Origin of the sequence: Rossellomorea vietnamensis NBRC 101237 (assembly GCF_001591825.1) — a bacterium.
Lineage (GTDB): Bacteria > Bacillota > Bacilli > Bacillales > Bacillaceae_B > Rossellomorea > Rossellomorea vietnamensis.
In genome coordinates, this window is the sequence record NZ_BCVQ01000053.1 from 1 (window position 1) to 25,910 (window position 25,910).

Sequence of the window (25,910 nt, forward strand, 5' to 3'; positions counted from 1 at the left end):
GTGTGAGTGCTTCTGTTTGAAGCGACTTTATTAATTTATCACAATTCATCATGTGATGTCAACTGTTTTTTAAAATTATTTATTGGTGTTTCTTCTAAATAATTCATTGTGTTTCAGCGACGTTTATTACTATATCAAGATTTCAAATACGGGTCAATACATTTTGTGAACTTTTTTAAAAAATTATTTCATTCCCATTACCTCTGTTTCATCTATGTTCCCTCGCATTTATGATAATGAAAGCTCTCCCTTGTAATAAAAGGAGAGCCCGATGTCATTAATTTGTTTCTTTCTTTGGTGCTGTCTTCATATATTTCAAACATTCCTTGTGACTTGCAAACCGTTTAAAAAGGGAAAATAAGATTTTATACCGTTCATCCATTGCTCTCTTAACGATATGATCAATTCGAGAATCCTTAAGATCGAACAGTATTTCATCCATCTCTCTTTTCAACAGATATTCTATTTCTTGTTTCTCTCTATCATTAATCATTAACCCCAGCAAGTATGTCACCCCTTTATGTTGGTATTTGTAGTTTTTTCCATTAAAAGATATTTATAATCATTTTTTTGTCAGATAGATATTTTTTTGAAGGACATGCATATCTTTAGTAAAGACAGACGGTTGAACGGAGGGATGACTTTGAATACGTTTCACACAGTAAACGCTAAGAAATTAAAGCAAATTAGTTTGATTATCGTGATTTCTTTCTTTACTGCTTTGTTTGTATATAGCAGTAACCTGTCGACACTCTCGGTTTTCAGTACGAAGGATGGTCCGAAGGCGATTTACAAAGGGGAAAAGGGAGTGGCGATCACCTTCAACATCGGTTGGGGTGATGAAAAGGCAAAGCCGATCCTTGAAGAATTAAAGAAAATGAATGTGACATCCGCTACCTTCTTTCTTTCCGGAGCCTGGGCCGAGCGACATCCCGATTTAGTGGAACAAATCGTGAAGCAGGGTTATGAGATCGGAAATCTCGGCTATGCCTATTCCGACTATACGGAGATGGAACCGAACAAAATAAAGCAGGACATTATGAAGGCGGATGAGGTCTTTAAGAAATTGAATGTGAAAGATGTGAAATTATTACGCGTTCCAACGGGACATTTCGATAAAGCAACGTTGAAGGTCGCTGATTCCCTCGGCTTAACGGTCGTCCACTGGAGTGTGGACTCGAAGGATTGGACCAACCCCGGTGTAGAAGAAATCCTGAATAACGTTAGCAAAGCAAAAAAAGGGGATATCGTTCTTCTTCACGCATCAGATTCAGCTAAACAGACGAAGGACGCCTTGCCGTCCATAGTGAAAGAGCTTAAAGGGAAAGGGAAATTCATTACGGTATCCGACATGATTTCAAACGGTGATGCCAAGTCATCGCTTATACAGTAATAAAAATCCCGCAAGGTGAACGACGTTCACCTTGCGGGATTTTTTATTCAACCCTTAGCCGATTTCCTGTGTTCTCTTTCCGTCTGGGACTTCTCTATGTACTTAGGAAGGCGCAATAGTTGGAATGCGTTACAGGCAAGAAGGGCGAGCAGCATAAGATACAACCATTTCACGGAATTCACCAGTAATACCGGAAGCCATTCGAGTGTCGTCACGACAATCATAAAGAATAGGGCTGATACAAATGTGTTGGTTTTAGCTTCTGATTGTTGATTCTTGACGTAAGCCACGACAAGACCCACCACAAAGATCCCGATGCCGAGAAGGATATAAGGTGTATACGACTCCCCTTCTACAGCGAAAGCTCTGAACCTGAAGTAAATCAAATCAAACAGCACAAGGGCGATCAACACCACTTGAACGGGGTTCCATAAGCTCTTGAACATCCCCATCCCGAATTGATGGATGGTTAAATAAGCGAAATAGCCCATTTGACTGATGACACTAAAAGTAAATCCTACAAATATGAACCAGAGTAAACTCGATAATATACCAATCACGTCACCGTCCTGAAAGTATGGCCCGAACTGATCCCATCTTATGATCAGGGCGGCGACACCTGTTATGGCTCCACCGATGACTAACGTATGAATAAATAAACGAATCCAATTGCGGATGGTCACTTCTATTTTCCTCCAAATAAAAAAATATACACTCACTTGATTGTACCAACGCATGTTTAAAAAATCCAGGTTCCAATTTTACCTGTGCATATTTTTTTCGATATTTCTCATATTAAGGGTAAGGGAATTTGTATGGAAGGAGCCTACCCATGAAAAGATATTCCTTTCTTTTTCTATTGCCCCTTCTTCTTCTATCCGCTTGTGGCGGTGGCGGGGATACGGGCAGTGGCAAAATGGATTATGAAGAGACCAAGAAGATGGTTGTTGATATATTAAAGACGGATGATGGTAAAAAAGCCATCCAGCAAGTCATGTCTGATGAAAAAATGAAGTCAGAGCTTATTATGGATCAGGGTGTTGTGACTGATACGATATCCAAAACCCTCACATCCGAAAAGGGAACAGAATTCTGGAAGAAATCCTTTGAAGATCCGAAGTTTGCTGAAGCCATGGCAAAAAGCATGAAAGATGGCAATGAAAAATTGCTCAAAGACCTCATGAAGGATCCTGAGTACCAAGGAATGATGATGGACCTTTTAAAGGATCCGGAATTCAAGAAAGAGCTTACCGAGGTATTAAAGAGCCAGGAATACAAAGAGCATCTGCAAAAGGTGATCACAGAAACCTTCCAAAGTCCGTTATTCAAGGCGAAGCTGCAGGACGTTTTATTGAAGGCTGCAGGGGAAATCAAAGATGGCGGAAAAAGTGAAGGCAGCAGCAGTCAATCATCCGGCAGTGACCAGGGTGGTTCTGGAGACTCGGGTGGTACAGGCAGCGGAGGGCAATAGAGACCTTCCTCCTGTCAATGTAACAAACATAAAAAGGGACCAAATGCATATATCAGCATTGGTCCCTTTTTTGCTTATTTAAGACAGTTTTTCAATTACTTTGTGAGCGATCTCCCCATATATCTGACCGAGTCGGTGATCCTCTGCATAAATGGAAGGGGCGAAATCCGCTTCATCCCAGTCCGGCTGCTGGAGTGGAAGCTTGCCAAGTAAATCGGTACGGAGCTCTTCTGTAAGCTTCTCTCCACCGCCTTGACCGAAGACGAATTCCTTTTCACCTGTCAGTTTGCTTTCGAAGTAAGACATGTTTTCTACCACACCAAGGATGTCATGGTCGGTTTGAAGGGCCATGGCGCCTGCACGGGCTGCAACGAATGCTGCTGTCGGATGAGGTGTAGTGACGATAATTTCCTTACAATGTGGAAGCATCGTATGTAGATCAAGAGCAACGTCTCCTGTGCCAGGTGGAAGGTCCAGCAGTAAATAATCCAGGTCGCCCCACTCGACTTCAGAGAAGAAGTTATTCAGCATTTTACCAAGCATCGGCCCTCTCCAAATAACAGGGGCATTATCCTCTACGAAGAACCCCATGGAGATGACCTTCACGCCGAATCGTTCTACTGGAATAATTCTTTCCCCGCGTACGACCGGCCTTTTCACGATCCCCATCATATCAGGAACGCTAAATCCGTAAATATCGGCATCCACAAGACCGACCTTTTTGCCTTGTCGGGCAAGTGAGACGGCAAGGTTAACCGAAACCGTTGATTTTCCTACGCCGCCTTTTCCGCTGGCAATCGCAATGAAAGTCGTCTTACTTGCAGGGGATAACAGGTCCGTCCCTTCCCCACCTGCGCCTCTATGCTTTTCTAGCTCCTCTTCCGGCAGCTCGGTGAAACGGATCCCGACGGAGTCCGCTCCATTCTCCTTTAATACTTGTACAATTTGCTGCTGGAATTGCATTTGCTCCCCGGTACCCGTTTTGGCAATGGCGATTTTCACACTGACATGGTTCTTTTCTTCTTTAACGGAGATGTCTACAACACCATTTGTTTCTTGTAAGGTTTTATTTAAAAAAGGATCTTTCAATCCAAATAAAAGTTCGCGTGTTTGTTGTTCCGATAACATGAATAACCACCCTTTTCTATGTATTCGTTTTCAATCATCTGTTTTCAGTATAACATATTCTCAGTTGAATGAATGCTCAAAAGGTTTTGAATGCTTTTGTCGAATAATAAAAAAAGCTGAGAGGTTATTCCTCGTCAGCTTTTTCTTTGTCTTCATTGTCTGCGGTCAGGTAGTTGAGTACCCCTTGGTAGACGGAGGCAGCAATCTTTTGCTGGTAATCCTCTTTAAGGAGGTTGGCACGTTCTCCAGGGTTGGAGAGGAAACCGATTTCCACGAGGGCACCTGATTTTTTAGCATGCTTCAGGATATAGACATTTTGCAGACCCTTTGCTTCCCGGGTCGTATTTTCCAGATTTCTTGTCAGTTCTGCTTGGATCGCTTTGGCGAGTGCTTTATTTTCTTCAAACTTTGGATTGTAAAAAGTTTGAGCACCACTCCATTTCGCAGATGGAATGGAATTCAAGTGGATACTAAGAAACAGATCTGCTTGGGATTCATTGATCAAGTTCAGCCTTTTCTTAAGATCTTCCACTTTTCTTCGGCTGTATCCTCTCGTCCCTTCGTCTGCAAGATCTTCATCCTTCTCACGTGTCAGGATCACGAGGGCCCCTTGCTCCTGAAGATAATCCCTTATCATCAGTGAGACATTCAATGCGATGTCCTTCTCAAGAGCATTCTGATCCCCGGCGCCCCCGTCCGGTCCACCATGTCCCGGATCTATATAGATGATCTTTCCTGATAAGGGGAGATTCCACGAATCCCATGTATCTTTGTCTAATATTTTATATTGAATGATGAATAATAAAATAGCCAGTGCAGAAATTATCCCGATAACCTTCAGTTTCTGAACCATTCCAGTCCTCCTATTTCAAGTCTTGGCGACGGAAGAAGCCCCGATGCCTTTACTAAAAAATATGGGACAAGAATGGGTTTTAGAACTGAAATTAATGCAACCGTAATTTGTGACGCTTGATGCCTTTTTCGTATCCTTCTGACCACCATGTTTCCACAAAGTGCTCACAGCAGAAATAAAAGGACTCATCTACTTCATTCGATACACCCATCTCAGACCAGTACAGCCAGAAATTATAAAGTGTATCAATAAAATGCTTTATTTCTTCCTCACAACGCTTTTTCACTAATGTGGTATCTTCACCTGAGTATCCGAATTTGCTGATTTTCCCTCCAAGGAGATATGCTTCTATGGCAACATCAAAACATGCCTCATCAAATCCTTGCTGCATGAACACGCCGCCTTGAACCTTTATATATCCAAAATGCCGCCGGACACTCTCCTGCAGCATCTTAATTGAAATTTCTTTCAGTAACGTTCTTTCCGTCTTGATCTGCTTCTCTCTTCTCTTTGTATTGAAAGTTGTAATAACGTTCAAAAATCATTCACCCCTTTGAACGTATTTTCCTACTTAACCCACCACTTCATTCGAGTAACTGTTACCAATTTTCTTGGAGGGACGGACCTCCATATCGACCCTTCTGGGAGTTGTCATTTCCTGATATAAAGGGATTCTGCAGCTGAATGATAGGCAAAATGGAGGTCCGTCCCTCAAACCCATATAAAAAAAGCCCAGCCGACAGAATCGGCTGAGCTTTTGTGTGAAATAATAATTAACGCTTAGAGAATTGTGGCGCGCGACGTGCACCTTTAAGACCGTATTTTTTACGCTCTTTCATACGAGAGTCACGAGTTAATAATCCAGCGCGTTTTAGAGTTCCACGGTATTCAGGGTCTGCTTGTAGTAAAGCACGAGCGATTCCGTGACGGATCGCACCAGCTTGACCAGCATAGCCTCCACCATTAACGTTTACTAAAACGTCATAGTTACCAAGAGTTTCAGTTGCAACTAGTGGTTGCTTAATTACTTCTCTTAGTGCTGCGAATGGGATATAAACTTCTACTTCACGATCATTGATAACAATGTTTCCGTTACCTGGTACTAAACGTACACGAGCTACTGAGCTCTTACGACGACCAGTTCCGTAATATTGAACTTGAGCCAAGATAATAACCTCCTCTTATTAATTATCCACGAAGTTCGTAAACTTCAGGTTGTTGTGCTTGATGTGGATGCTCTGCTCCAGCATATACATGTAATTTCTTGAACATTTGACGACCTAGAGAACCTTTTGGAAGCATACCTTTGATAGTAAGCTCAAGCATTTTCTCTGAGTAGTTTGTACGCATTTCTAATGCTGTACGTTGTTTTAAACCACCAGGGTGATTAGTGTGACGGTAGTAGATCTTGTCCGTTAACTTCTTCCCAGTAAGTTCAATTTTTGAAGCATTAAGAATGATTACATGATCACCAGTGTCAACATGTGGTGTGAATGTTGGTTTGTGTTTTCCGCGTAGAATTGAAGCAACTTCACTGGATAGACGTCCAAGAGTTTTACCTTCAGCATCTACAACGAACCATTTACGATCGATTTGGTTGGCTTTTGCCATATACGTTGTACGCATGATTTAACCTCCTATTTAATGAATCCGTAGTATTTATTTTCTAATCACAATAAGTTTCCGGGGCTTATCGTGGGGTTAATAACATACCATATGCTATATTATCTTGTTCCCAGTCTATTGTCAAGAGAATGTTACACCAGGATTAGTTGTTTTAGTATTTTTTAAATAAATTCCATAACATCTTATTTCTCATCAGAACCATAATCCACTTTCCACAAATACAATCCATGTGGCGGCGCAGTCTTTCCTGCCTGATTACGATCTCGTGCTTCCAGTATTCCAGGTATCTCATCTGCAGATCTATTCCCAGAACCTACCTCTAACAAAGTACCGACCAATATCCTCACCATATTATATAGAAAACCGTTCCCCACAAAAGAAAAAATGATTTCTTCTTCATGTTCCTGAATGTCAATACGGTGAATGGTTCTTACTTTGTCTTCGACTTCCGTTTTTGCTGAACAAAAACTTGTGAAGTCATGCTCCCCGATCAGGTGCCGGGCAGCACGCTCCATATCAGGTACGGAAAGTGTATGGGGATAGTGAAGGGCAAAATGCCGGTTGAACGGACTTCTTGCTTCCCCTGTATAGATTCGGTAACGGTATTCTTTCTTCTCCACGGAAAACCGCGAGTGGAAGTCCGTTGAAACAAACACGGCTTCTTTCACGGTCACTTCATCCGGTAACCTTGTATTCAGCACGATCGGCCATTTCTCTTCAGGAATGGATAAAGGTGTGTCAAAATGAAAGACCTGACCGTTAGCATGGACACCTGCGTCGGTCCGGCCAGACCCGCTGATCCGGACCGAAACGCCTTTATGGATAGTGGACAGGATGCCTTCTATCAGTCCCTGGACGGTACGCTCTCTAGGTTGTACCTGATAACCATGAAAATATGTTCCATCATATGCGATGGTACACTTCACTCTCTGCATACGTGACACTCCCATTATCCTCTAAAAATAATTAATGCCGTTGTGAGGAGGGCAAGGACGATTAACGCTCCCGTATCCTTCTTATGCCAGGATAACAGGCGGTATTTCGTCCGGCCCTCCCCTCCTTGATACCCTCTTGCTTCCATGGCCGTTGCCAGGTCTTCGGCGCGTTTAAATGCACTGACGAAGAGAGGAATCAATAGAGGGATGATCGCTTTGATCCGATCTTTGATGGGACCTGATGAAAACTCTGCCCCCCTGGCAATCTGTGCCTTCATGATTTTATCCGTTTCCTCCATCAGCGTTGGTATGAACCGCAGGGAAATCGACATCATGAGTGCGAGTTCATGTACAGGAAATTTCACTTTCTTCAATGGATTCAGAAGCGTTTCAAGCCCGTCTGTTATCGTGATGGGTGAAGTCGTAAGCGTTAATAATGAAGTAACAAGGATTAGATAAAAGAATCGTAATGATATAAAGATCCCCTGTCTTAGCCCTTCTTCATGCACCGACAAGATACCCAGGTCCAACATGACGGGACCTTCCTTTGTGAAAAACACATGTAAGAAAAACGTAAACAAAATCAGCCAAAGAATGGGCTTCAGTCCTCCGATGATAAAACGGATGGAAAGGTTGGATAGTATGAGTGCGCTAAACGTAAAAAGACCGAGCAGTGCGTATGTGATAGCATTATTGGCCAAAAAGACGACACCTATAAAACCAAAAATAAATAGAAGCTTTGCCCTCGGATCCATTTGGTGAAGAATGGATTTAGCCGGTACATAACGACCGAAGATCATTTTTTCCATCATAGTTCTTCACCTCCGTCCTGGATTGCACGGATGGCTGAAGCCAATTCGTCTATTGTCAGACACGTCTTCGGAAGTTTCTTTCCGGTCTTTTTTTCAAACCGGTATTGAAAACGGACCACATCCGGTACGTCCAGTCCCATCTCGAACAGTTCGTCCGTCTGGGAGAAGATTTCTTCAGGGGTTCCTTTCCGTTTTAAACGACCCTTTTGCATGATGACGATCTCTTCTGCATAGTGAGCGGCGTCTTCCATGCTATGAGTTACGAGAATGGTGGTCAGCCCTTTTTCCTTATGAAGGGCATAGAACATGTCCATGATCTCTCTCTGTCCTCTTGGATCAAGTCCTGCCGTCGGCTCGTCCAGGACAATGACGTCTGGATCCATAGCCAATACACCAGCAATGGCAACCCGTCTCATTTGTCCACCTGAAAGATCGAATGGGGATTTCTGTAGTACATCGTGAGACAAACCAACCTTTAGAATCAAGTCTTTCGCTCTTTGTATCGCTTCTTCTTCGGATACACCAAAGTTCATCGGACCATAACAAATATCCTTAAGGACGGTTTCTTCAAACAGTTGATGTTCAGGAAATTGAAAGACAATCCCTACCTTCTGTCTGACAGGCTTTAAATTCTTTGCCTTTTCCTTTGCCTTAATCTGGTGCTCCCCTACTTGCACAAGCCCTTCAGTAGGCTTTAATAATCCATTGAGATGCTGCAACAGTGTAGACTTGCCTGAACCGGTGTGACCGATCACCGCGAGAAACTGACCGGTTGGAATTGAAAGGTTGATATCTTGAAGGGCAAGTTTTTCGAATGGAGTGTTGAATGAATATCGGTATTCTACCTGTTGAAATGTGATTTGCATAATTCATCCACCAACTCTTCTTCTGTAAAGTATGTTTTAGACAGGGGAATCCCTGCTTCCTTCAGTGCCCCGGCAAGCTTGATCGTGAAAGGAGAATCCAGTCCAAGCTTTATGAGCTCATCCTCTAATAGGAAAATCTCTTCCGGTATCCCTTCCTTAAAGACACTGCCTTGATTCAAGACGATCATACGATCTGCCTTCGTTGCTTCCTCCAGGTCATGGGTGATGGAGATCACCGTCAGGTTCTCTTCTTCTTTCAGCTTCCTGACTGTTTCAAGAACTTCCAGTCTTCCCTTAGGGTCTAGCATCGAAGTGGCTTCATCCAATATGATGACAGATGGCTGCAGTGCTACTACCCCTGCAATCGCCACACGCTGCTTTTGACCCCCTGATAAATGGTGCGGCTCTTGATCAAGAAAATCTTCCATATGGACACTTTTTAAAGCATCATTGACTCTCTGTACCATCGATTCATAAGGTACCCCATGGTTTTCTAACCCAAAAGCCACATCATCCTCTACTGTAGCACCAACAAATTGATTATCGGGATTCTGAAAAACCATACCCAGCTTTGAACGGATGTCCCAGATAGAACTTTCCTCAAGAGTGATCCCGTCCACCGTCACTAGTCCCTTCTCGGGGAAATGAAGCCCATTCAGCATCTTGGCAAGGGTGGATTTACCGGATCCGTTATGTCCGACAATCGCGAGCCACTCACCTTGATTGACCGTCAGGCTGATGCCTTTTAAGGCATACGTATTCTGATCAGGGTATCTGAAGTGCACATCGTCCACTTTAATGATTTCCTTCAATTCTGTAACCTCCTCTACGCTATCCTTACTCAGCTCTGCTAAAACCTTTGCATATAAAAAAAAGCCTGCACCCCGACCAAAGAAAAGAACATCTTTTCTTGTTCATCCATTGAACAGCTTCTATGAACATAGAAGTTGGAAGGGGTGCACGAGCTAGACGAGTCAGACAGCGCTGCTCATCGTAACGCTCTGCTTTTCATCACATGCACTTATACAAAAAGGGCAAAGAAGCAGTTAAGGATTAACTGTCCCGCCCTTAATGTTAGAAGTCACGAATTATTAAACTAATTCGATGATTGCCATTGGAGCACCGTCACCACGGCGAGGACCAACCTTCATAATGCGAGTATATCCGCCTTGACGCTCTGTGTAACGTGGAGCGATGTCAGAGAATAACTTTTGTAAAGCATCTTGGTTGTTTTCAGCGTTTGCAACTTCTTTACGAATGAATGCACCAGCTTGACGACGCGCGTGAATGTCACCACGTTTACCTAGTGTGATCATTTTTTCCACAACTGAACGAAGCTCTTTCGCACGAGTTTCAGTTGTTTCGATGCGCTCGTTAATGATTAGGTCTGTAGCTAAATCACGTAGCATTGCTTTACGTTGAGCACTGGTACGTCCTAACTTTCTGTAAGCCATTAAGGGTTCCCTCCTTTGTTGAATCTATATATGAAAGAAGATGTTATCAGTCGTCTTTACGTAATCCAAGTCCAAGGTCTTCAAGTTTAACTTTAACCTCTTCAAGGGATTTACGTCCTAGGTTACGCACTTTCATCATATCTTCTTCAGTCTTGTTAGCAAGCTCTTGAACAGTATTGATTCCAGCACGCTTCAGGCAGTTATAAGAACGAACAGAAAGATCTAGTTCTTCGATAGTCATCTCAAGAACTTTTTCTTTTTGGTCTTCTTCTTTTTCTACCATGATTTCAGCATTCTGCGCTTCATCTGTAAGGCCAACGAAAATATTTAAGTGTTCTGTTAGAATCTTAGCACCTAAAGAAATCGCTTCTTTCGGTCCAATACTTCCATCAGTCCATACATCAAGAGAAAGTTTATCGTAGTTCGTCATTTGACCAACACGAGTATTTTCTATTTGATAGTTAACGCGTGAAACTGGAGTGTAAATAGAATCGATTGGGATCACGCCAATAGGAAGATCCTCACGTTTGTTTTGGTCTGCTGGTCTGTACCCACGACCACGGGATGCACTTAAACGCACACGGAAATGACCACTCTTAGATAACGTTGCGATGTGTAAATCAGGATTTAACACTTCAACATCACTATCATGAGTAATATCCGCAGCCGTTACGACTCCTTCACCCTGTACATCAATTTCTAGCGTTTTTTCTTCATCAGAGTAGATCTTCAACGCCAGCTTCTTGATATTCAAAATGATGGATGTAACATCCTCTACGACGCCTTCAATTGTTGAAAACTCATGCAGTACTCCATCTATTTGAATAGATGTGACAGCAGCACCTGGGAGTGACGATAATAGGATACGACGTAAGGAGTTACCCAAAGTTGTACCATATCCACGCTCAAGTGGTTCTACGACGAACTTTCCATATGTGGCATCATCGCTGATCTCAACCGTTTCAATTTTTGGCTTTTCAATTTCGATCATTAATATTTACCCTCCTTCAAAACGTCGAAACTCCGGGCTAAATAAGATAAAGTCCGAAATTCCCCATGTTTACGTTCCCTATTGTGCACCAACAACTGGTTACTTTTCTGAATGAACGTATCTTGTATCATATCCCATTATAGACAACGATACAAAATTTATACAGAAAATTAAACGCGGCGACGTTTTGGTGGACGGCATCCATTATGAGGAACTGGAGTAACGTCTCTGATTGCAGTAACTTCTAGACCTGCTGCTTGAAGAGCACGGATAGCTGCTTCACGACCAGCACCAGGACCTTTAACTGTTACTTCAAGAGTTTTTAAACCGTGTTCCTGAGAAGCTTTAGCTGCTGTTTCAGCTGCCATTTGCGCTGCGAATGGAGTGGATTTACGAGAACCTCTGAATCCTAGTGAACCTGCACTTGACCATGCAACAGCATTTCCGTGAACATCAGTAATAGTTACGATTGTGTTATTGAATGTAGAACGAATGTGTGCAATACCAGCTTCGATATTCTTTTTCACACGACGTTTACGAGTATTAGTTTTACGTGCCATACTAAGAAGTAACCTCCTTTACCTATTATTTTTTCTTGTTAGCTACAGTCTTACGAGGACCTTTACGTGTACGAGCATTGTTCTTCGTATGTTGTCCACGAACAGGTAGTCCACGACGGTGACGAAGACCGCGGTATGAACCGATTTCCATAAGACGTTTGATGTTTAGTGATACTTCACGACGAAGATCACCTTCTACTTTTAATTTATCAACGATATCACGAATCTTTCCTAGTTCGTCGTCAGTTAGATCGCGAACGCGAGTATCCTCAGATACACCAGCTTCAGATAAGATTTTCGCTGCAGTATTTTTACCAATACCGTAGATGTATGTTAATGAAATGACAACACGTTTGTCACGTGGAATGTCTACACCAGCAATACGTGCCATAGTGATAGCGCACCTCCTTTAAGATTAGCCTTGTTTTTGTTTGTGTTTAGGGTTTTCACAGATAACCATGACTTTACCTTTTCTACGAATAACTTTACATTTTTCGCAGATTGGTTTAACAGATGGTCTAACTTTCATCTTATTCTAACCTCCTTAATAGTACGGAGTGCAATAGATTATTTATAACGATAAGTGATTCTACCACGAGTTAAGTCATACGGTGATAATTCCACTGTTACCTTGTCACCAGGTAGGATACGAATGAAATGCATACGGATCTTTCCTGAAACATGTGCCAGTACTGTATGACCATTTTCTAATTCTACCTTAAACATCGCATTGGGCAAAGTCTCGGCGACCTTACCTTCAACTTCAATTACATCATCCTTAGCCATCGAACATGTCTCCCTTCTTCTCATCATTTAATACTTCGTTAACAAACTTTGAAACAGCATAACGCAGTTTACCGTTCGTTACTCTGCCTGATTCTATAATACTGTTTTGAACTTCTGGAGAAACATAGTCACACAAGTGAAGATGAGCGATGTTCTTTCGCTTGGCGCGATCGAACTTTCGTCTATCCCCATCTGCTATCAGTACAAAACGTTCATCCAACTGCTGAATAACGACCGAGTAGCTTCCAGTCTCTCTCCCTTTGAGGGTTTGAACAATCTGGCCTATCCTCGGAACCGTTGATTCTGACTCGATCAATCCAATCACCTTCACTTAGGCTTTCGTCAATATCTCATAGCCGTCTTCAGTAATTGCTATGGTGTGTTCAAAGTGCGCACACATTTTATCATCTACTGTGACGACTGTCCAGTTATCTGATAACGTCCTAACATATCGACTTCCTGCATTAACCATTGGTTCAATAGCCAGTACCATGCCAGGCTTTAAACGCGGACCTTTGTTGGGTGGTCCATAATGAGGGATTTGCGGGTCCTCATGTAAGTCTTGACCAACTCCGTGTCCCACATACTCCCGAACGATTGAAAAGCCATTAGCTTCAACAAAAGTTTGTATACTATGAGAGATATTCGACAGACGCTCGCCTGGTTTCGCTTCTTTAAGGCCCAGAAATAATGATTCTTCCGTTACATCAAGAAGCTTCCGGGTTTCATCATCTATTGTTCCAACTGGATATGTCCAAGCCGAGTCACCGTGATAACCATTATATTTAGCACCGATATCGATGCTGATTATATCGCCATCTTTCAATACCCGATCGCCTGGAATTCCATGTACCAACTCATTGTTGACTGAAGCACAGATGCTGCCACGAAACCCATTATACCCTTTAAAAGATGGAATTGCATCATGTTTACGAATGAATTTTTCAGCAATTGCATCCAGTTCCTTCGTCGATATTCCCGGAGAAATATACTTTTGCAATTCCGCATGAGTCAATGCAACAATCTTACCAGCATGCCGCATAATCTCAATCTCTCTCGGAGTTTTAGAAATGATCATTATGAAAGGCCTCCAAGTAGTTCATCAATGTCATCAAACACTCTATGGATGTCTTGTTGACCGTCAATGTTTTTCAGATAGCCTTTATCTTCGTAGTAAGCCAATAGTGGTTGGGTTTGTTTGATGTTTACGTCCAAACGGTTTTGAACCGTTTCTTCGTTATCATCTGCGCGTTGATATAACTCGCCGCCGCAGCGATCACAAACGCCCTCTTCTGTTGGCGGATTAAAGACAAGATGATAAGTAGCGCCGCACTCTTTACAGATCCTGCGACCTGTCAAGCGCTCCATCAGGATGTCCTTATCTACATTTATATTAATGACATAATTCATTTTTTTACCAAGATCAGCTAGGATGTTTTCAAGTGCTTCTGCCTGAGCAACCGTTCTTGGAAACCCATCCAGTAAGAAGCCTTTTTCACAGTCCTCTTTGCTTAATCGTTCACGGACGATACCGATTGTCACTTCATCAGGAACAAGGTCGCCATTATCCATGAATGATTTAGCCTTCAAGCCTAGTTCAGTACCTTCTTTGATAGCTGAACGGAACATATCACCAGTAGAGATATGGGGGATACCATATTTATCTACGATTTTTTCAGCTTGAGTGCCTTTTCCTGCGCCTGGTAAGCCCATAAGAACTATATTCACTCGTACTCCCCCTAATTGTCTATAAAATGGTTTCAGGAACAAGATGTTCCCGAAAACCCTCTTATTTAATAAATCCTTTGTAGTGACGTTTCACTAACTGTGCCTCTAGTTGCTTCATTGTCTCAAGTGCAACCCCTACTACGATCAGTAAGCTTGTTCCACCGATTTGAGCTGCAGGAGGTAATCCCGCAAAGTTAATGAAGAAAACTGGAAGGACTGCGATAACAGCTAAGAAAATGGCCCCAACAAATGTTAGACGATACAGAACGCGAGTGAGATACTCTTGTGTGGTTTTACCTGGACGAATACCAGGGATATATCCACCTTGCTTCTTCAAGTTTTCAGCCATTTGTTCCGGATTCACTTGAATGAAAGCATAGAAATACGTAAAGGCAATGATCAGAGCTACATAGATGATCATACCAACTGGCTTGGTGTAATCAAAGATGTACTGAATGGTACTGGTCACATCATTGTCTCCAAAGAATGATGAAATGGTCTGTGGCGTGATAATGAAAGAAATCGCAAAGATAACTGGAATAACACCCGCAGCATTCACCTTTAATGGTAGATGTGTTGATTGTCCACCAACCGGACTACGCCCCACTAAACGTTTTGCATATTGAATCGGAATCTTACGAAGTGCTTGTTGGATAAACACGACACCAACCACGATTGCAATAACTGCTAAAACAAGAAGTGCAAGAACCACAATACGAAGGAAGAGCTGTTCGCCTGCTCCCTCGATTTGTTGAGCATAGATTTGGTTTACAGTGTTGGGGATTGCAGCAACGATACCTGCAAAGATCAGGATCGAAATACCATTCCCAACGCCTTTAGCCGTGATTTGTTCACCCAACCACATAAGAAAAGCCGTACCAGCTGTTAGAACTAAAGCTATTAGTAGGTACGTACTGACTCCGGGGCTTTGGATAAGCATTCCACCGTAAATTCTATTGAAGCCGTAGGACATTCCTAAAGCCTGGATGAATCCAAGAATGATAGTGAAATAACGTGTGAACTGAGCTAATTTACGGCGCCCGACTTCACCCTGCTTAGACCACTCAGTAAACTTCGGTACAACATCCATTTGCAGGAGCTGCACGATGATCGAAGCCGTGATATAAGGCATGATTCCCATCGCGAAGATGGAGAAGTTCTTTAACGCACCGCCACCAAATGTATTCAGGAATCCAAGGATCCCTGCCTGGTCTTGCATTTTCAATACATTAGCGTCTACGTTTGGTACCGGAATGAAGGTACCAAGACGAAAGACTATTAACATTAGAAGGGTGAAGATAATTTTGTTTCTTATATCACCCACGCGCATAAAATTGGAGACAGTTTGAAACATTAGATCACCTCGGATGTACCGCCAGCAGCTTCGATAGCTTCTTTAGCAGTGGTTGAGAATTTTTGTGCTTTTACTGTAAGCTTTTTCTCGATTTTACCTTTACCAAGAATCTTAATTCCTGCTTTTTCGTTACTCACTACACCAGATTCTACAAGTAGAGCTGGAGTAACTTCTGTACCATCTTCGAAGCGATTCAATGCGTCAAGGTTGACGATTGCATATTCTTTACGATTGATGTTCGTGAATCCACGTTTAGGTAGACGTTGGAACAATGGTGTTTGACCACCCTCGAAGCCAGGACGAGTTCCGCCACCTGAACGGGCGTTTTGTCCTTTATGACCTTTACCAGCAGTCTTTCCATTACCTGAACCAATACCACGTCCTACACGATTGCGGACTTTACGTGAACCTTCTGTAGGCTTTAACTCATGTAATTTCATGTCGGCACCTCCTTCTTTTTAAGCGTTAAGAATTATTTTTCAGTTACAGTTACAAGGTGAGCGACTTTGTTGATCATACCGCGGATAGCAGCATTATCTTGTTGCTCAACCGTTTGGTGCATTTTGCGAAGTCCTAAAGCTTCAACCGTTTTGCGTTGATCTTGAGGACGGCCAATGATGCTGCGAGTGAGGGTAATTTCTAGTTTGTTAGCCATCGTTATCCCTCCCTTAACCTAAGATCTCTTCTACTGATTTACCACGTAGTTTAGCTACGTCTTCAGCACGCTTTAATTGTTTTAAACCTTCGATAGTAGCGCGAACCATGTTGATTGGAGTGTTAGATCCTAATGATTTAGATAGGATATCTTGAACACCAGCTAATTCAAGTACGGCACGAACAGGTCCACCGGCGATGATTCCTGTACCCGCAGAAGCAGGTTTGATCAGGATCTGACCAGCACCAAATCGTCCAGTTACTAGGTGAGGTGTAGTACCTTCAACCATAGGAACTTCAATTAGATTCTTTTTCGCATCTTCAATCGCTTTACGGATCGCATCAGGTACTTCCTGTGCTTTCCCAGTTCCGAAACCAACGTGACCGTTTTTATCGCCCACTACTACAAGAGCAGCGAAACGGAAACGACGTCCACCTTTAACTACTTTCGCAACACGATTGATTGTAACTACGCGTTCTTCAAATTCTAGTTTGCTTGAGTCAATACGACGCATCTGGATTGTCCCTCCTTTTTTTATTAAAATTCTAAGCCGTTTTCACGAGCTGCTTCAGCCAAAGCTTTGATACGGCCATGATATAAATATCCACCACGGTCAAATACTACAGATTTTAATCCTTTTTCTACTGCACGTTTCGCAACTAGTTCTCCAACTTTTGCTGCTGCATCAGTTGTTGCAGAAGAATCTAGGTTGAAATCTTTATCTTGAGAAGATGCACTAACTAGAGTAACACCATTCATATCATCGATAAGTTGAGCGTAGATATTTTTGTTAGAACGGAAAACGTTCAAACGAGGACGAGTTTCAGTTCCAGTAATCTTTGAACGGACACGAGCATGTCTTTTCTTACGTGTTTTGTTCTTATCTGGCTTAGTAATCACCTACGGTCACTCCTTTCTTTTGCCTACGCGGCATTATTTACCTGTTTTACCTTCTTTACGACGAACATATTCACCTTCGTAGCGAATACCTTTTCCTTTGTAAGGCTCAGGAGAGCGTACAGCACGAATGTTAGCAGCTAATGCTCCAACACGTTCTTTGTCGATACCTTTGATAGATATCTTTGTATTAGCCGGTACTTCGATCTCGATACCTTGTTCTGGTTCGATCTCAACTGGGTGAGAGTAACCAACGTTAAGGACAAGCTTAGTACCTTGCTTTTGAGCACGGTAACCTACACCGACTAGCTCAAGATTTCTTTGGAATCCTTTAGATACACCTTCAACCATGTTCGCGATTAGGGCACGAGTTGTACCGTGTAACGCGCGGTGTTCTTTTGCATCAGAAGGACGAGTAACTGTCGCTACGTTTCCTTCTAATTCAACTTTAATATCAGAATTGAATGTACGAGAAAGTTCCCCTTTAGGTCCTTTTACAGTTACAGTGTTATCTTCACCTACTGTTAGAGTAACGTCAGATGGAATTTCTACTGGTAGTTTTCCTACACGTGACATCCTGTTGCACCTCCATTCATATAAAAAATATTACCAAACGTAAGCTAGAACTTCTCCGCCTACTTGTTGAGCACGAGCTTCTTTATCAGTTAAAACACCTGTAGAAGTAGAAACAAGTGCGATACCTAAACCGTTTAGTACTTTAGGTACCTCTGTTGATTTTGCATATACACGTAAACCAGGTTTAGAGATACGCTTTAATCCAGTAATTACTCGTTCGTTGTTTGCTCCATATTTTAAGAAAATGCGGATAACACCTTGCTTGTTATCTTCTACATATTCAACGTCACGTACGAAACCTTCACGTTTAAGGATTTCTGCAATTTCTTTCTTGATGTTAGAAGCAGGAACTTCTAATCTTTCGTGACGAACCATGTTCGCATTACGGATGCGAGTTAGCAAATCTGCAATTGGATCTGTCATTGTCATAATAATTTACCTCCTTCCCAATATAGGGTATTACCAACTAGCTTTCTTAACGCCAGGAATCTGACCCTTGTATGCAAGTTCACGGAAACAAATACGGCAAAGCTTGAATTTACGGATAACTGAATGAGGACGTCCGCAACGTTCGCAACGAGTATACGCTTGAACATTATGCTTTGGCGTGCGTTTTTGTTTCGCAATCATAGATTTTTTAGCCACATTTTCGCCTCCCTTATATAGCGATTACTTTTGGAATGGCATTCCGATTTGTGTCAACAATTCACGAGCTTCTTCGTCTGTGTTCGCAGTTGTTACGATTACGATATCCATACCACGTACTTTAGACACTTTATCATAGTCAATCTCAGGGAAAATCAATTGCTCTTTAACTCCTAATGTGTAGTTACCGCGACCGTCGAATGCTTTTTTAGAAACACCACGGAAGTCACGTACACGTGGAAGTGAAACAGAAATTAATTTATCTAAGAATTGGTACATACGCTCTCCGCGTAGAGTAACTTTTGCACCGATTGGCATACCTTCACGAAGACGGAAGCCTGCGATTGATTTCTTAGCTTTTGTTACAACTGGCTTTTGACCAGTGATTTGAGTTAATTCATCAACAGCTACATCAAGAGCTTTTGAGTTTTGAACAGCATCACCGATACCCATGTTGACAACGATCTTTTCAACTTTAGGTACTTCCATTACTGATTTGTAATTGAATTTGCTAACTAGAGCTGGACTGATTTCTTGTTGGAATTTTTCTTTTAGGCGGTTCATTCAGAATACCTCCCTTCTTAATCGTACTATTTATCTAGAACTTCACCTGATTTTTTTGCTACACGTACTTTTTTGCCGTCTTCTGTCTTATAACCTACACGAGTTGGCTCGTTAGATTTCGGATCTAGAAGCATAACATTTGATACATGGATAGATGCTTCCTGGCTGATGATTCCACCTTGCGGGTTCATCTGTGAAGGCTTAGCGTGTTTTTTCACAACGTTGATACCTTCAACTAGCACTCGGTCTTTTTTAGGGAATGAAGCAAGAACAACACCTGTTTTGCCTTTGTCTTTCCCAGTAATGACCATTACTTTATCGCCTTTTTTTACATGCATTTCATCGCACCTCCTTGAATGGCCCAATGCTAAATATCTATTAAAGAACTTCTGGAGCTAAAGATACAATTTTCATAAAGTTGCTGTCACGTAGTTCACGGGCAACAGGTCCGAAGATACGAGTTCCACGTGGTCCCTTATCGTCACGGATAATGACACAAGCATTCTCGTCGAACTTGATGTAAGTACCGTCTTGACGACGTACACCAGACTTAGTACGAACAACAACTGCTTTCACTACGTCACCTTTTTTAACAACGCCACCTGGTGTTGCTTGTTTTACTGTACACACGATAACATCACCGATGTTAGCCGTCTTGCGTCCAGAACCACCAAGTACTTTGATAGTTAATACTTCACGAGCACCAGAGTTGTCAGCAACTTTTAAACGTGATTCTTGTTGAATCATGTAGGTAACCTCCCTTCGGAATATAAAATATCCGAACAAATATATTAGATAATAACTGCTTTTTCAACAACTTCTACTAAACGGAAACGTTTTGTAGCAGATAGTGGACGAGTCTCCATGATACGTACGATATCGCCTACTTTTGCTTCGTTGTTCTCATCATGAGTTTTAAACTTCTTAGAGTACTTAACGCGCTTGCCGTATAGAGAATGCTTTTTATAAGTTTCTACCATAACCGTTACTGTTTTATCCATTTTGTCGGAAACAACACGGCCAGTGTATACCTTACGTTGGTTGCGGTCACTCATTTAAGCAAACCTCCTCTCATTTATCGATTGTTAACCCCGATCTCTCTTTCACGGATTACAGTTTTCATACGAGCGATCCCTTTGCGGACTTCACGGATGCGAGCTGTGTTTTCTAATTGCCCAGTCGCAAGTTGGAAGCGAAGGTTAAATAACTCTTCTTTCAGAGTCTTTACTTTTTGTTCTATTTCAGCAGTGGTTAGGTCACGAATTTCATTAGTTTTCATTTGATTCACCACCAATTTCCTCACGTTTTACAAACTTCGTTTTGATCGGAAGTTTATGTGATGCCAGACGAAGTGCTTCACGAGCAACCTCTTCAGAAACACCAGCGATTTCAAACATGATTTTTCCAGGCTTAACTACTGCTACCCAACCTTCTGGAGCACCTTTACCTGAACCCATACGTACTTCTAAAGGTTTTGCAGTGTAAGGTTTATGAGGGAAGATTTTAATCCATACTTTACCGCCACGTTTCATGTAACGAGTCATAGCGATACGAGCTGATTCGATTTGACGGTTTGTGATCCAAGAAGCCTCAACTGCTTGTAAACCGTATTCACCGAACGCTACTTCTTGACCGCCTTTAGCACGTCCACGCATTTTTCCGCGGTGTTCGCGACGATGTTTAACGCGTTTAGGTAATAACATAATTATTTGCCTCCTTCCTCAGATTTCTTTCTTGTAGGAAGAACTTCTCCACGATAGATCCATACTTTAACGCCTAGCTTACCATAAGTTGTGTCAGCTTCTGCATGAGCATAGTCAATGTCAGCGCGTAGAGTATGAAGTGGAACAGTACCTTCACTGTAATGTTCTGCACGAGCGATATCTGCTCCGCCTAAACGACCAGATACTTGTGTTTTGATTCCTTTTGCACCAGCACGCATCGCACGTTGGATTGATTGCTTCTGAGCACGACGGAAAGAAACACGGTTTTCTAATTGACGAGCGATGTTTTCAGCTACTAATTTCGCATCAACGTCAGCTCTTTTGATTTCAACGATGTTGATGTGTACACGTTTTGAAGTAAGTTCGTTCAATGCTTTACGAAGTGCTTCAACTTCTGTACCACCTTTACCGATAACCATACCAGGCTTAGCTGTATGAACGGTAATGTTAATACGGTTTGCTGCGCGTTCGATTTCTACTTTAGAAACAGATGCGTCAACTAAACGTTTTGCAATATATTCACGTACTTTAATGTCTTCGTGTAATAGATTAGCGTAATCTTTATCTGCGTACCATTTAGATTCCCAATCACGGATTATACCGACACGAAGTCCGACCGGATGTACTTTTTGACCCACAGCTTATCCCTCCTTCTTTTCTGATACGACAAGTGTAATGTGACTTGTACGTTTGTTGATTTGACTTGCACGTCCCATCGCACGAGGACGGAAACGTTTAAGTGTTGGTCCTTCATTTACATAAGCCTCAGTTACCACTAGGCTATTAATATCCATGTCAAAGTTGTGCTCTGCGTTCGCAATAGCAGACTTAAGTACTTTTTCGATTACTGGTGAAGCAGCTTTAGGTGTGTGCTTTAAGATAGCAACCGCTTCTCCAACTTGCTTACCTCGGATTAGATCAACGACTAAACGTACTTTACGAGGAGCAATACGTACTGTTCTTGCAACAGCTTTTGCTTGCATTAGGATACCCTCCTCTCAATTAGCGTCTTGTTTTCTTATCATCACTTGCGTGACCTTTGTAAGTACGAGATGGTGCAAATTCACCAAGCTTGTGTCCTACCATGTCTTCAGTGACGTATACAGGTACATGTTTACGACCATCGTAAACTGCGATCGTGTGACCGATGAATGCTGGGAAGATCGTTGAGCGACGAGACCAAGTTTTCACAACTTGTTTGCCTTCAGTTTCGTTCAATTTTTCGATCTTAGTCATTAAATGATCATCAACAAAAGGTCCTTTTTTTAAGCTACGACCCATGTTTGAACCTCCCTTCGTGATTGACCTACGGCTCTTTTCAGGAACCGTAGCACAATCCCGTTATTTTTTGCGACGACGCACAATAAATTTATCAGATTTGTTGTTTTTCTTACGTGTCTTGTATCCAAGAGTAGGTTTACCCCATGGAGACATTGGTGATTTACGTCCGATTGGAGCACGTCCTTCACCACCACCGTGTGGGTGATCGTTAGGGTTCATGACAGAACCACGAACTGTTGGGCGTTTACCTAACCAACGAGAACGTCCGGCTTTACCGATGTTGATTAGTTCGTGTTGTTCATTTCCAACTTGACCTACAGTAGCACGACAAGCAGAAAGGATCATACGAGTTTCACCAGAGTTCAAACGTACAAGTACATATTTACCTTCTTTACCAAGTACTTGAGCAGATGTCCCAGCAGAACGAACTAGCTGACCACCTTTACCAGGTTTAAGTTCAATATTGTGTACGATTGTACCAACTGGGATGTTGATAAGTGGTAATGCATTACCTACTTTAATATCTGCTTCTGGTCCAGACATTACTTCCATACCTACAACAAGTGTTTTAGGTGCAAGGATGTAACGTTTTTCCCCATCAGCGTAGTTGATTAGTGCAATATTAGCTGAGCGGTTTGGATCGTATTCGATCGTAGCAACGCGTCCAGGTATACCATCTTTTTCACGTTTGAAATCGATGATACGGTATTGGCGCTTATGGCCGCCACCTTGATGACGAACTGTTAACTTACCTTGGTTGTTACGGCCACCCTTTTTGTGTAGGGGTGCTAAAAGTGACTTTTCCGGAGAATCAGTAGTGATTTCAGCGAAATCAGAACTAGTCATGCCGCGACGACCATTAGAGGTAGGTTTATACTTTTTAATCGCCATGTTTTTCCCTCCTCTTCTTAATTAAAGAATTTTATACTTCAAAGAATTCGATTTCTTTACTGTCAGCAGTAAGCTTAACGATAGCTTTACGACGCTTGTTAGTGTAACCAGCGTGTTTACCCATGCGCTTGAACTTACCTTTGTAGTTCATGATGTTTACTTTATCTACTTTCACGTCAAAGATTGCTTGAACGGCGTCTTTTACTTGAGTTTTGTTAGCTCTAGTATCAACTTCGAAAGTATACTTTTTCTCAGACATAAGATCAGTTGAAGCCTCTGTAATTACGGGGCGCTTAATGATTTCACGTACATCCATTATGCGAGCACCTCCTCTACTTTTTCAACAGCTGATTTAGTCATCACTAGTTTGTCATGTCCTAATACATCCAGAACGCTAATTCCTTCTGCAGTAACAACAGTTACACCAGGGATGTTACGAGCTGAAAGTGCTACGTTTTCGTCAAGACCGTCAGTGATTACTAATGTTTTAGAATCAACAGAAAGACCTTTTAGAACGCTAGCAAATTCTTTTGTTTTAGGAGCATCGAATGATAATGCTTCTAATACTAAGATGTTTTCTTCTACAACTTTAGAAGAAAGTGCAGATTTAATCGCTAAGCGACGAACTTTCTTAGGAAGTTTGTAGCCGTAGCTGCGTGGAACTGGTCCAAATACAGTACCACCACCGCGCCATTGTGGAGAACGGATTGACCCTTGACGAGCACGACCTGTTCCTTTTTGACGCCAAGGCTTACGCCCACCGCCACGTACTTCAGAACGATTTTTTACTTTATGATTACCTTGGCGTAAAGACGCTCTTTGCATCAATACTGCTTCAGTCATCACGTGTGTGTTTGGTTCAATACCAAAAACAGTGTCATTAAGTTCGATATCACCAACTTTAGAACCGCTTTGGTTAAATAATGCTACTTTCGGCATTCTTGTTTCCTCCTTTCTTGAAAAGTTCTATTAGTTTGCTTTAATAGCTGACTTTACTTTGATCAGTTGTTTCTTAGGTCCAGGTACATTACCTTTAACTAAGATAAGGTTACGCTCAGCATCAACTTTTACAATTTCAAGGTTTTGAATTGTAATTTGTTCTCCGCCCATACGTCCAGGTAGTAATTTACCTTTGAATACACGGTTTGGATCAACAGGACCCATTGAACCGGGACGACGGTGGTAACGAGAACCATGGGACATAGGTCCGCGTGATTGGTTGTGACGCTTGATAGCACCTTGGAAACCTTTACCTTTTGAAACTCCTGTTACATCTACGATTTCGCCTGCAGCGAAAATATCAACTTTGACTTCTTGACCAACTTCGTACTCTTCTACGTTTACACCGCGGATTTCACGGATGAAGCGCTTAGGAGCAGTTTCAGCTTTAGCAACGTGGCCTCTCTCTGGTTTGTTAGAAAGCTTTTCACGTTTGTCTTCAAAACCTACTTGGATAGCTTCGTAGCCATCAACGTCTGTAGATTTCTTTTGAAGTACCACGTTTTGAGCAGCCTCGATAACAGTTACAGGGATAAGATCACCGTTTTCAGCGAAAACTTGAGTCATACCAATCTTTCTTCCTAAGATTCCTTTGGTCATTAGTCACACCTCCTGATTATTATGGTTTTTATGAATTAAAGTTTGATTTCGATATCTACACCTGATGGTAAGTCTAAACGCATAAGCGCATCAACTGTTTGTGGTGTCGGATTTACAATGTCGATTAAGCGTTTGTGAGTACGCATTTCGAATTGCTCACGAGAATCTTTGTATTTGTGCACAGCACGTAGGATTGTGTAAACAGACTTTTCAGTCGGTAGTGGGATCGGTCCAGAAACCGCCGCACCAGAACGTTTTGCTGTTTCAACAATTTTCTCAGCTGATTGATCAAGGATTCTGTGATCATAAGCCTTTAAACGGATACGAATCTTTTGTTTTGCCATTATTTTCCCTCCTTTATCGCCTATTTTTGAATAGACATTCTCCACAGAAATTTCCCACACACTCGCCATGGCAAAGCGGCCGTGTGTGTCAGCAACCTTCTGTTTCATCGCAGTCAAAGACCAACATTGTCTATTATAACTAAAACACCCAGAAGAAGCAAGGGTTTCTTGCAATTTCTTTATGTTTTGCACACTTTCTCTATTATACAAACGAACCGTTATATTTTCAAGGTTATGTGGTATTTTCACAATATTTAATATAACGATCATTTTTAATTACTATGAGCATTTTGTAAAAGTAAATATTATTTGTATAAGAGCGACTGCATGTTGATTTCCACTGCAGGCAGCTCGCTTTCCGCGGGGCTGGCGGTGAGCCTCCTCGGGCTTCGCCCTGTGGGGTCTCACCTGTCCAACACTTCCCGCAGGAGTCGAGCTGCCTTCCGTTGCAATCAACAATGAGTTCAATAAGTTATTGCTATAGAGATGACATTTCCTAAGATCCGATTTGAAAGTTGAAAGCTTAAAGACAATCCTTATCTTTAATCACGTTTTATTTAGAATGGAGTTAGCACATTATATATAGAAGAAAGTCGCAAATATATTGATTCATCTATGAGGGAACTATCAATCTGTGTTCTTTAATTGATATAGAAATGGTCGGGTATTATAAAAAGCAATAAATACAAATTATGCAGTCTCTAGCTGTTGATTGGAGTGCAAGACGGAGACTCCTTCGGGAAAAGCGAAATGGGTGAGACCCCGCAGGAGCGATAG

At 42.0% G+C, this 25,910-nt stretch carries 44 protein-coding genes; 2 read left to right on the top strand and 42 right to left on the bottom strand.

Annotated elements, in window-relative coordinates:
- Window positions 1–277: 277 nt before the first annotated feature.
- Window positions 278–505 (bottom strand): hypothetical protein, encoded by a 228-nt coding sequence (locus tag BVI01S_RS18765; protein WP_034765921.1) that lies wholly within the window; start codon window positions 503–505, stop codon window positions 278–280.
- 138 nt (window positions 506–643) lie between these two features.
- Here BVI01S_RS18765 and pdaB point away from each other — a divergent pair, with 138 nt between their 5' ends.
- Window positions 644–1,393 (top strand): polysaccharide deacetylase family sporulation protein PdaB, encoded by a 750-nt coding sequence (pdaB, locus tag BVI01S_RS18770; RefSeq protein ID WP_034765923.1) that lies wholly within the window; start codon window positions 644–646, stop codon window positions 1,391–1,393.
- Window positions 1,394–1,440: 47 nt separating this feature from the next.
- Here pdaB and BVI01S_RS18775 read toward each other — a convergent pair whose 3' ends face one another.
- Window positions 1,441–2,076, bottom strand: a complete 636-nt coding sequence (locus tag BVI01S_RS18775; RefSeq protein WP_061811214.1) for a KinB-signaling pathway activation protein — start codon at window positions 2,074–2,076, stop codon at window positions 1,441–1,443.
- 149 nt (window positions 2,077–2,225) lie between these two features.
- Here BVI01S_RS18775 and gerD point away from each other — a divergent pair, with 149 nt between their 5' ends.
- On the top strand, window positions 2,226–2,864 hold the full coding sequence (gene gerD, locus BVI01S_RS18780; protein WP_061811215.1) for a spore germination lipoprotein GerD: 639 nt from the start codon (window positions 2,226–2,228) through the stop codon (window positions 2,862–2,864).
- A 78-nt stretch (window positions 2,865–2,942) separates the two neighbouring features.
- Here the strand turns inward: gerD and salA are convergent, their stop codons facing one another.
- The 40 genes from salA to rpsJ all read right to left on the bottom strand — a co-directional run bounded on the left by salA (window position 2,943) and on the right by rpsJ (window position 25,133).
- Entirely contained in the window at window positions 2,943–3,992 is a 1,050-nt protein-coding gene (gene salA, locus BVI01S_RS18785) for an iron-sulfur carrier protein/transcriptional regulator SalA (protein ID WP_061811216.1), read from the bottom strand.
- A gap of 124 nt (window positions 3,993–4,116) precedes the next feature.
- Complete coding sequence (gene cwlD, locus BVI01S_RS18790) at window positions 4,117–4,845, bottom strand: N-acetylmuramoyl-L-alanine amidase CwlD (RefSeq protein ID WP_061811217.1); 729 nt, start codon at window positions 4,843–4,845, stop codon at window positions 4,117–4,119.
- A gap of 91 nt (window positions 4,846–4,936) precedes the next feature.
- Complete coding sequence (locus BVI01S_RS18795) at window positions 4,937–5,383, bottom strand: DUF2521 family protein (protein WP_061811218.1); 447 nt, start codon at window positions 5,381–5,383, stop codon at window positions 4,937–4,939.
- A 235-nt stretch (window positions 5,384–5,618) separates the two neighbouring features.
- Entirely contained in the window at window positions 5,619–6,011 is a 393-nt protein-coding gene (gene rpsI, locus BVI01S_RS18800; protein ID WP_034765933.1) for a 30S ribosomal protein S9, read from the bottom strand.
- Between the two features lie 22 nt (window positions 6,012–6,033).
- Window positions 6,034–6,471 (bottom strand): 50S ribosomal protein L13, encoded by a 438-nt coding sequence (rplM, locus tag BVI01S_RS18805; protein ID WP_034765935.1) that lies wholly within the window; start codon window positions 6,469–6,471, stop codon window positions 6,034–6,036.
- A gap of 182 nt (window positions 6,472–6,653) precedes the next feature.
- Window positions 6,654–7,406, bottom strand: coding sequence for a tRNA pseudouridine(38-40) synthase TruA (gene truA / locus BVI01S_RS18810; RefSeq protein ID WP_061811219.1), 753 nt, complete (start codon window positions 7,404–7,406; stop codon window positions 6,654–6,656).
- A gap of 14 nt (window positions 7,407–7,420) precedes the next feature.
- Complete coding sequence (locus BVI01S_RS18815; protein ID WP_061811220.1) at window positions 7,421–8,218, bottom strand: energy-coupling factor transporter transmembrane component T family protein; 798 nt, start codon at window positions 8,216–8,218, stop codon at window positions 7,421–7,423.
- A complete protein-coding gene (locus BVI01S_RS18820; RefSeq protein WP_061811221.1) occupies window positions 8,215–9,084 on the bottom strand; it encodes an energy-coupling factor ABC transporter ATP-binding protein in 870 nt (289 codons plus the stop codon). The genes BVI01S_RS18815 and BVI01S_RS18820 overlap by 4 nt, the downstream gene beginning before the upstream one ends.
- On the bottom strand, window positions 9,060–9,896 hold the full coding sequence (locus BVI01S_RS18825; RefSeq protein ID WP_061811222.1) for an energy-coupling factor ABC transporter ATP-binding protein: 837 nt from the start codon (window positions 9,894–9,896) through the stop codon (window positions 9,060–9,062). Before BVI01S_RS18825 ends, BVI01S_RS18820 begins: the two co-directional genes overlap by 25 nt.
- Window positions 9,897–10,175: 279 nt before the next feature.
- A complete protein-coding gene (gene rplQ / locus BVI01S_RS18830; RefSeq protein WP_034765940.1) occupies window positions 10,176–10,538 on the bottom strand; it encodes a 50S ribosomal protein L17 in 363 nt (120 codons plus the stop codon).
- 46 nt (window positions 10,539–10,584) lie between these two features.
- The gene (locus BVI01S_RS18835; protein WP_034765941.1) at window positions 10,585–11,529 is read right to left on the bottom strand and encodes a DNA-directed RNA polymerase subunit alpha; all 945 of its coding nucleotides are present in this window, start codon (window positions 11,527–11,529) and stop codon (window positions 10,585–10,587) included.
- A 170-nt stretch (window positions 11,530–11,699) separates the two neighbouring features.
- Complete coding sequence (rpsK, locus tag BVI01S_RS18840; RefSeq protein WP_032085294.1) at window positions 11,700–12,089, bottom strand: 30S ribosomal protein S11; 390 nt, start codon at window positions 12,087–12,089, stop codon at window positions 11,700–11,702.
- Window positions 12,090–12,114: 25 nt separating this feature from the next.
- A complete protein-coding gene (gene rpsM / locus BVI01S_RS18845) occupies window positions 12,115–12,480 on the bottom strand; it encodes a 30S ribosomal protein S13 (RefSeq protein WP_034765943.1) in 366 nt (121 codons plus the stop codon).
- A 24-nt stretch (window positions 12,481–12,504) separates the two neighbouring features.
- Window positions 12,505–12,618 (bottom strand): 50S ribosomal protein L36, encoded by a 114-nt coding sequence (gene rpmJ, locus BVI01S_RS18850; RefSeq protein WP_003156543.1) that lies wholly within the window; start codon window positions 12,616–12,618, stop codon window positions 12,505–12,507.
- 38 nt (window positions 12,619–12,656) lie between these two features.
- Window positions 12,657–12,875: a translation initiation factor IF-1 gene (gene infA, locus BVI01S_RS18855; RefSeq protein ID WP_034765945.1), complete on the bottom strand. Its 219-nt coding sequence runs from the start codon at window positions 12,873–12,875 to the stop codon at window positions 12,657–12,659.
- Entirely contained in the window at window positions 12,868–13,191 is a 324-nt protein-coding gene (locus tag BVI01S_RS18860; protein ID WP_034765947.1) for a KOW domain-containing RNA-binding protein, read from the bottom strand. Before BVI01S_RS18860 ends, infA begins: the two co-directional genes overlap by 8 nt.
- A 15-nt stretch (window positions 13,192–13,206) precedes the next feature.
- Entirely contained in the window at window positions 13,207–13,953 is a 747-nt protein-coding gene (gene map / locus BVI01S_RS18865; RefSeq protein WP_034765949.1) for a type I methionyl aminopeptidase, read from the bottom strand.
- A complete protein-coding gene (locus BVI01S_RS18870) occupies window positions 13,953–14,603 on the bottom strand; it encodes an adenylate kinase (RefSeq protein WP_061811223.1) in 651 nt (216 codons plus the stop codon). The genes map and BVI01S_RS18870 overlap by 1 nt, the downstream gene beginning before the upstream one ends.
- Before the next feature lie 61 nt (window positions 14,604–14,664).
- Complete coding sequence (gene secY, locus BVI01S_RS18875) at window positions 14,665–15,957, bottom strand: preprotein translocase subunit SecY (RefSeq protein WP_034765953.1); 1,293 nt, start codon at window positions 15,955–15,957, stop codon at window positions 14,665–14,667.
- Window positions 15,957–16,397: a 50S ribosomal protein L15 gene (gene rplO, locus BVI01S_RS18880; RefSeq protein WP_034765954.1), complete on the bottom strand. Its 441-nt coding sequence runs from the start codon at window positions 16,395–16,397 to the stop codon at window positions 15,957–15,959. The genes secY and rplO overlap by 1 nt, the downstream gene beginning before the upstream one ends.
- A gap of 32 nt (window positions 16,398–16,429) precedes the next feature.
- Window positions 16,430–16,612: a 50S ribosomal protein L30 gene (gene rpmD, locus BVI01S_RS18885; RefSeq protein ID WP_034765956.1), complete on the bottom strand. Its 183-nt coding sequence runs from the start codon at window positions 16,610–16,612 to the stop codon at window positions 16,430–16,432.
- Between the two features lie 13 nt (window positions 16,613–16,625).
- Window positions 16,626–17,126: a 30S ribosomal protein S5 gene (rpsE, locus tag BVI01S_RS18890; protein ID WP_034765958.1), complete on the bottom strand. Its 501-nt coding sequence runs from the start codon at window positions 17,124–17,126 to the stop codon at window positions 16,626–16,628.
- A gap of 23 nt (window positions 17,127–17,149) precedes the next feature.
- Window positions 17,150–17,512 carry a 50S ribosomal protein L18 gene (gene rplR / locus BVI01S_RS18895; protein ID WP_034765960.1) on the bottom strand — a complete coding sequence of 121 codons (363 nt, stop codon included), beginning with the start codon at window positions 17,510–17,512 and terminating at the stop codon, window positions 17,150–17,152.
- Window positions 17,513–17,545: 33 nt separating this feature from the next.
- Window positions 17,546–18,085 carry a 50S ribosomal protein L6 gene (gene rplF, locus BVI01S_RS18900; protein WP_034765962.1) on the bottom strand — a complete coding sequence of 180 codons (540 nt, stop codon included), beginning with the start codon at window positions 18,083–18,085 and terminating at the stop codon, window positions 17,546–17,548.
- 30 nt (window positions 18,086–18,115) lie between these two features.
- Window positions 18,116–18,514 (bottom strand): 30S ribosomal protein S8, encoded by a 399-nt coding sequence (gene rpsH / locus BVI01S_RS18905; RefSeq protein ID WP_034765964.1) that lies wholly within the window; start codon window positions 18,512–18,514, stop codon window positions 18,116–18,118.
- A 30-nt stretch (window positions 18,515–18,544) separates the two neighbouring features.
- A complete protein-coding gene (locus tag BVI01S_RS22295) occupies window positions 18,545–18,730 on the bottom strand; it encodes a type Z 30S ribosomal protein S14 (RefSeq protein ID WP_010191505.1) in 186 nt (61 codons plus the stop codon).
- 24 nt (window positions 18,731–18,754) lie between these two features.
- Window positions 18,755–19,294 carry a 50S ribosomal protein L5 gene (gene rplE / locus BVI01S_RS18910; RefSeq protein WP_034765967.1) on the bottom strand — a complete coding sequence of 180 codons (540 nt, stop codon included), beginning with the start codon at window positions 19,292–19,294 and terminating at the stop codon, window positions 18,755–18,757.
- Window positions 19,295–19,320: 26 nt separating this feature from the next.
- Window positions 19,321–19,632, bottom strand: a complete 312-nt coding sequence (rplX, locus tag BVI01S_RS18915) for a 50S ribosomal protein L24 (protein ID WP_034765969.1) — start codon at window positions 19,630–19,632, stop codon at window positions 19,321–19,323.
- A gap of 40 nt (window positions 19,633–19,672) precedes the next feature.
- The gene (gene rplN, locus BVI01S_RS18920) at window positions 19,673–20,041 is read right to left on the bottom strand and encodes a 50S ribosomal protein L14 (RefSeq protein WP_032085280.1); all 369 of its coding nucleotides are present in this window, start codon (window positions 20,039–20,041) and stop codon (window positions 19,673–19,675) included.
- Window positions 20,042–20,085: 44 nt separating this feature from the next.
- Entirely contained in the window at window positions 20,086–20,349 is a 264-nt protein-coding gene (rpsQ, locus tag BVI01S_RS18925; protein WP_032085279.1) for a 30S ribosomal protein S17, read from the bottom strand.
- Between the two features lie 20 nt (window positions 20,350–20,369).
- Window positions 20,370–20,573, bottom strand: a complete 204-nt coding sequence (gene rpmC / locus BVI01S_RS18930) for a 50S ribosomal protein L29 (protein WP_032085278.1) — start codon at window positions 20,571–20,573, stop codon at window positions 20,370–20,372.
- Window positions 20,563–20,997, bottom strand: coding sequence for a 50S ribosomal protein L16 (gene rplP / locus BVI01S_RS18935; protein WP_034765971.1), 435 nt, complete (start codon window positions 20,995–20,997; stop codon window positions 20,563–20,565). Before rplP ends, rpmC begins: the two co-directional genes overlap by 11 nt.
- A 2-nt stretch (window positions 20,998–20,999) precedes the next feature.
- Window positions 21,000–21,656, bottom strand: a complete 657-nt coding sequence (gene rpsC, locus BVI01S_RS18940; protein ID WP_034765973.1) for a 30S ribosomal protein S3 — start codon at window positions 21,654–21,656, stop codon at window positions 21,000–21,002.
- 3 nt (window positions 21,657–21,659) lie between these two features.
- Window positions 21,660–22,001 (bottom strand): 50S ribosomal protein L22, encoded by a 342-nt coding sequence (gene rplV, locus BVI01S_RS18945; RefSeq protein WP_034765976.1) that lies wholly within the window; start codon window positions 21,999–22,001, stop codon window positions 21,660–21,662.
- Between the two features lie 19 nt (window positions 22,002–22,020).
- Window positions 22,021–22,299: a 30S ribosomal protein S19 gene (rpsS, locus tag BVI01S_RS18950; protein WP_034765978.1), complete on the bottom strand. Its 279-nt coding sequence runs from the start codon at window positions 22,297–22,299 to the stop codon at window positions 22,021–22,023.
- Between the two features lie 60 nt (window positions 22,300–22,359).
- Window positions 22,360–23,190 carry a 50S ribosomal protein L2 gene (gene rplB, locus BVI01S_RS18955; protein WP_034765980.1) on the bottom strand — a complete coding sequence of 277 codons (831 nt, stop codon included), beginning with the start codon at window positions 23,188–23,190 and terminating at the stop codon, window positions 22,360–22,362.
- Between the two features lie 31 nt (window positions 23,191–23,221).
- Window positions 23,222–23,506: a 50S ribosomal protein L23 gene (gene rplW, locus BVI01S_RS18960; protein WP_034765982.1), complete on the bottom strand. Its 285-nt coding sequence runs from the start codon at window positions 23,504–23,506 to the stop codon at window positions 23,222–23,224.
- The gene (gene rplD / locus BVI01S_RS18965; protein ID WP_061811224.1) at window positions 23,506–24,129 is read right to left on the bottom strand and encodes a 50S ribosomal protein L4; all 624 of its coding nucleotides are present in this window, start codon (window positions 24,127–24,129) and stop codon (window positions 23,506–23,508) included. The genes rplW and rplD overlap by 1 nt, the downstream gene beginning before the upstream one ends.
- Window positions 24,130–24,159: 30 nt before the next feature.
- A complete protein-coding gene (gene rplC, locus BVI01S_RS18970; RefSeq protein WP_060674124.1) occupies window positions 24,160–24,789 on the bottom strand; it encodes a 50S ribosomal protein L3 in 630 nt (209 codons plus the stop codon).
- A gap of 35 nt (window positions 24,790–24,824) precedes the next feature.
- Window positions 24,825–25,133 carry a 30S ribosomal protein S10 gene (rpsJ, locus tag BVI01S_RS18975; protein WP_007085291.1) on the bottom strand — a complete coding sequence of 103 codons (309 nt, stop codon included), beginning with the start codon at window positions 25,131–25,133 and terminating at the stop codon, window positions 24,825–24,827.
- Window positions 25,134–25,910: the final 777 nt, after the last annotated feature.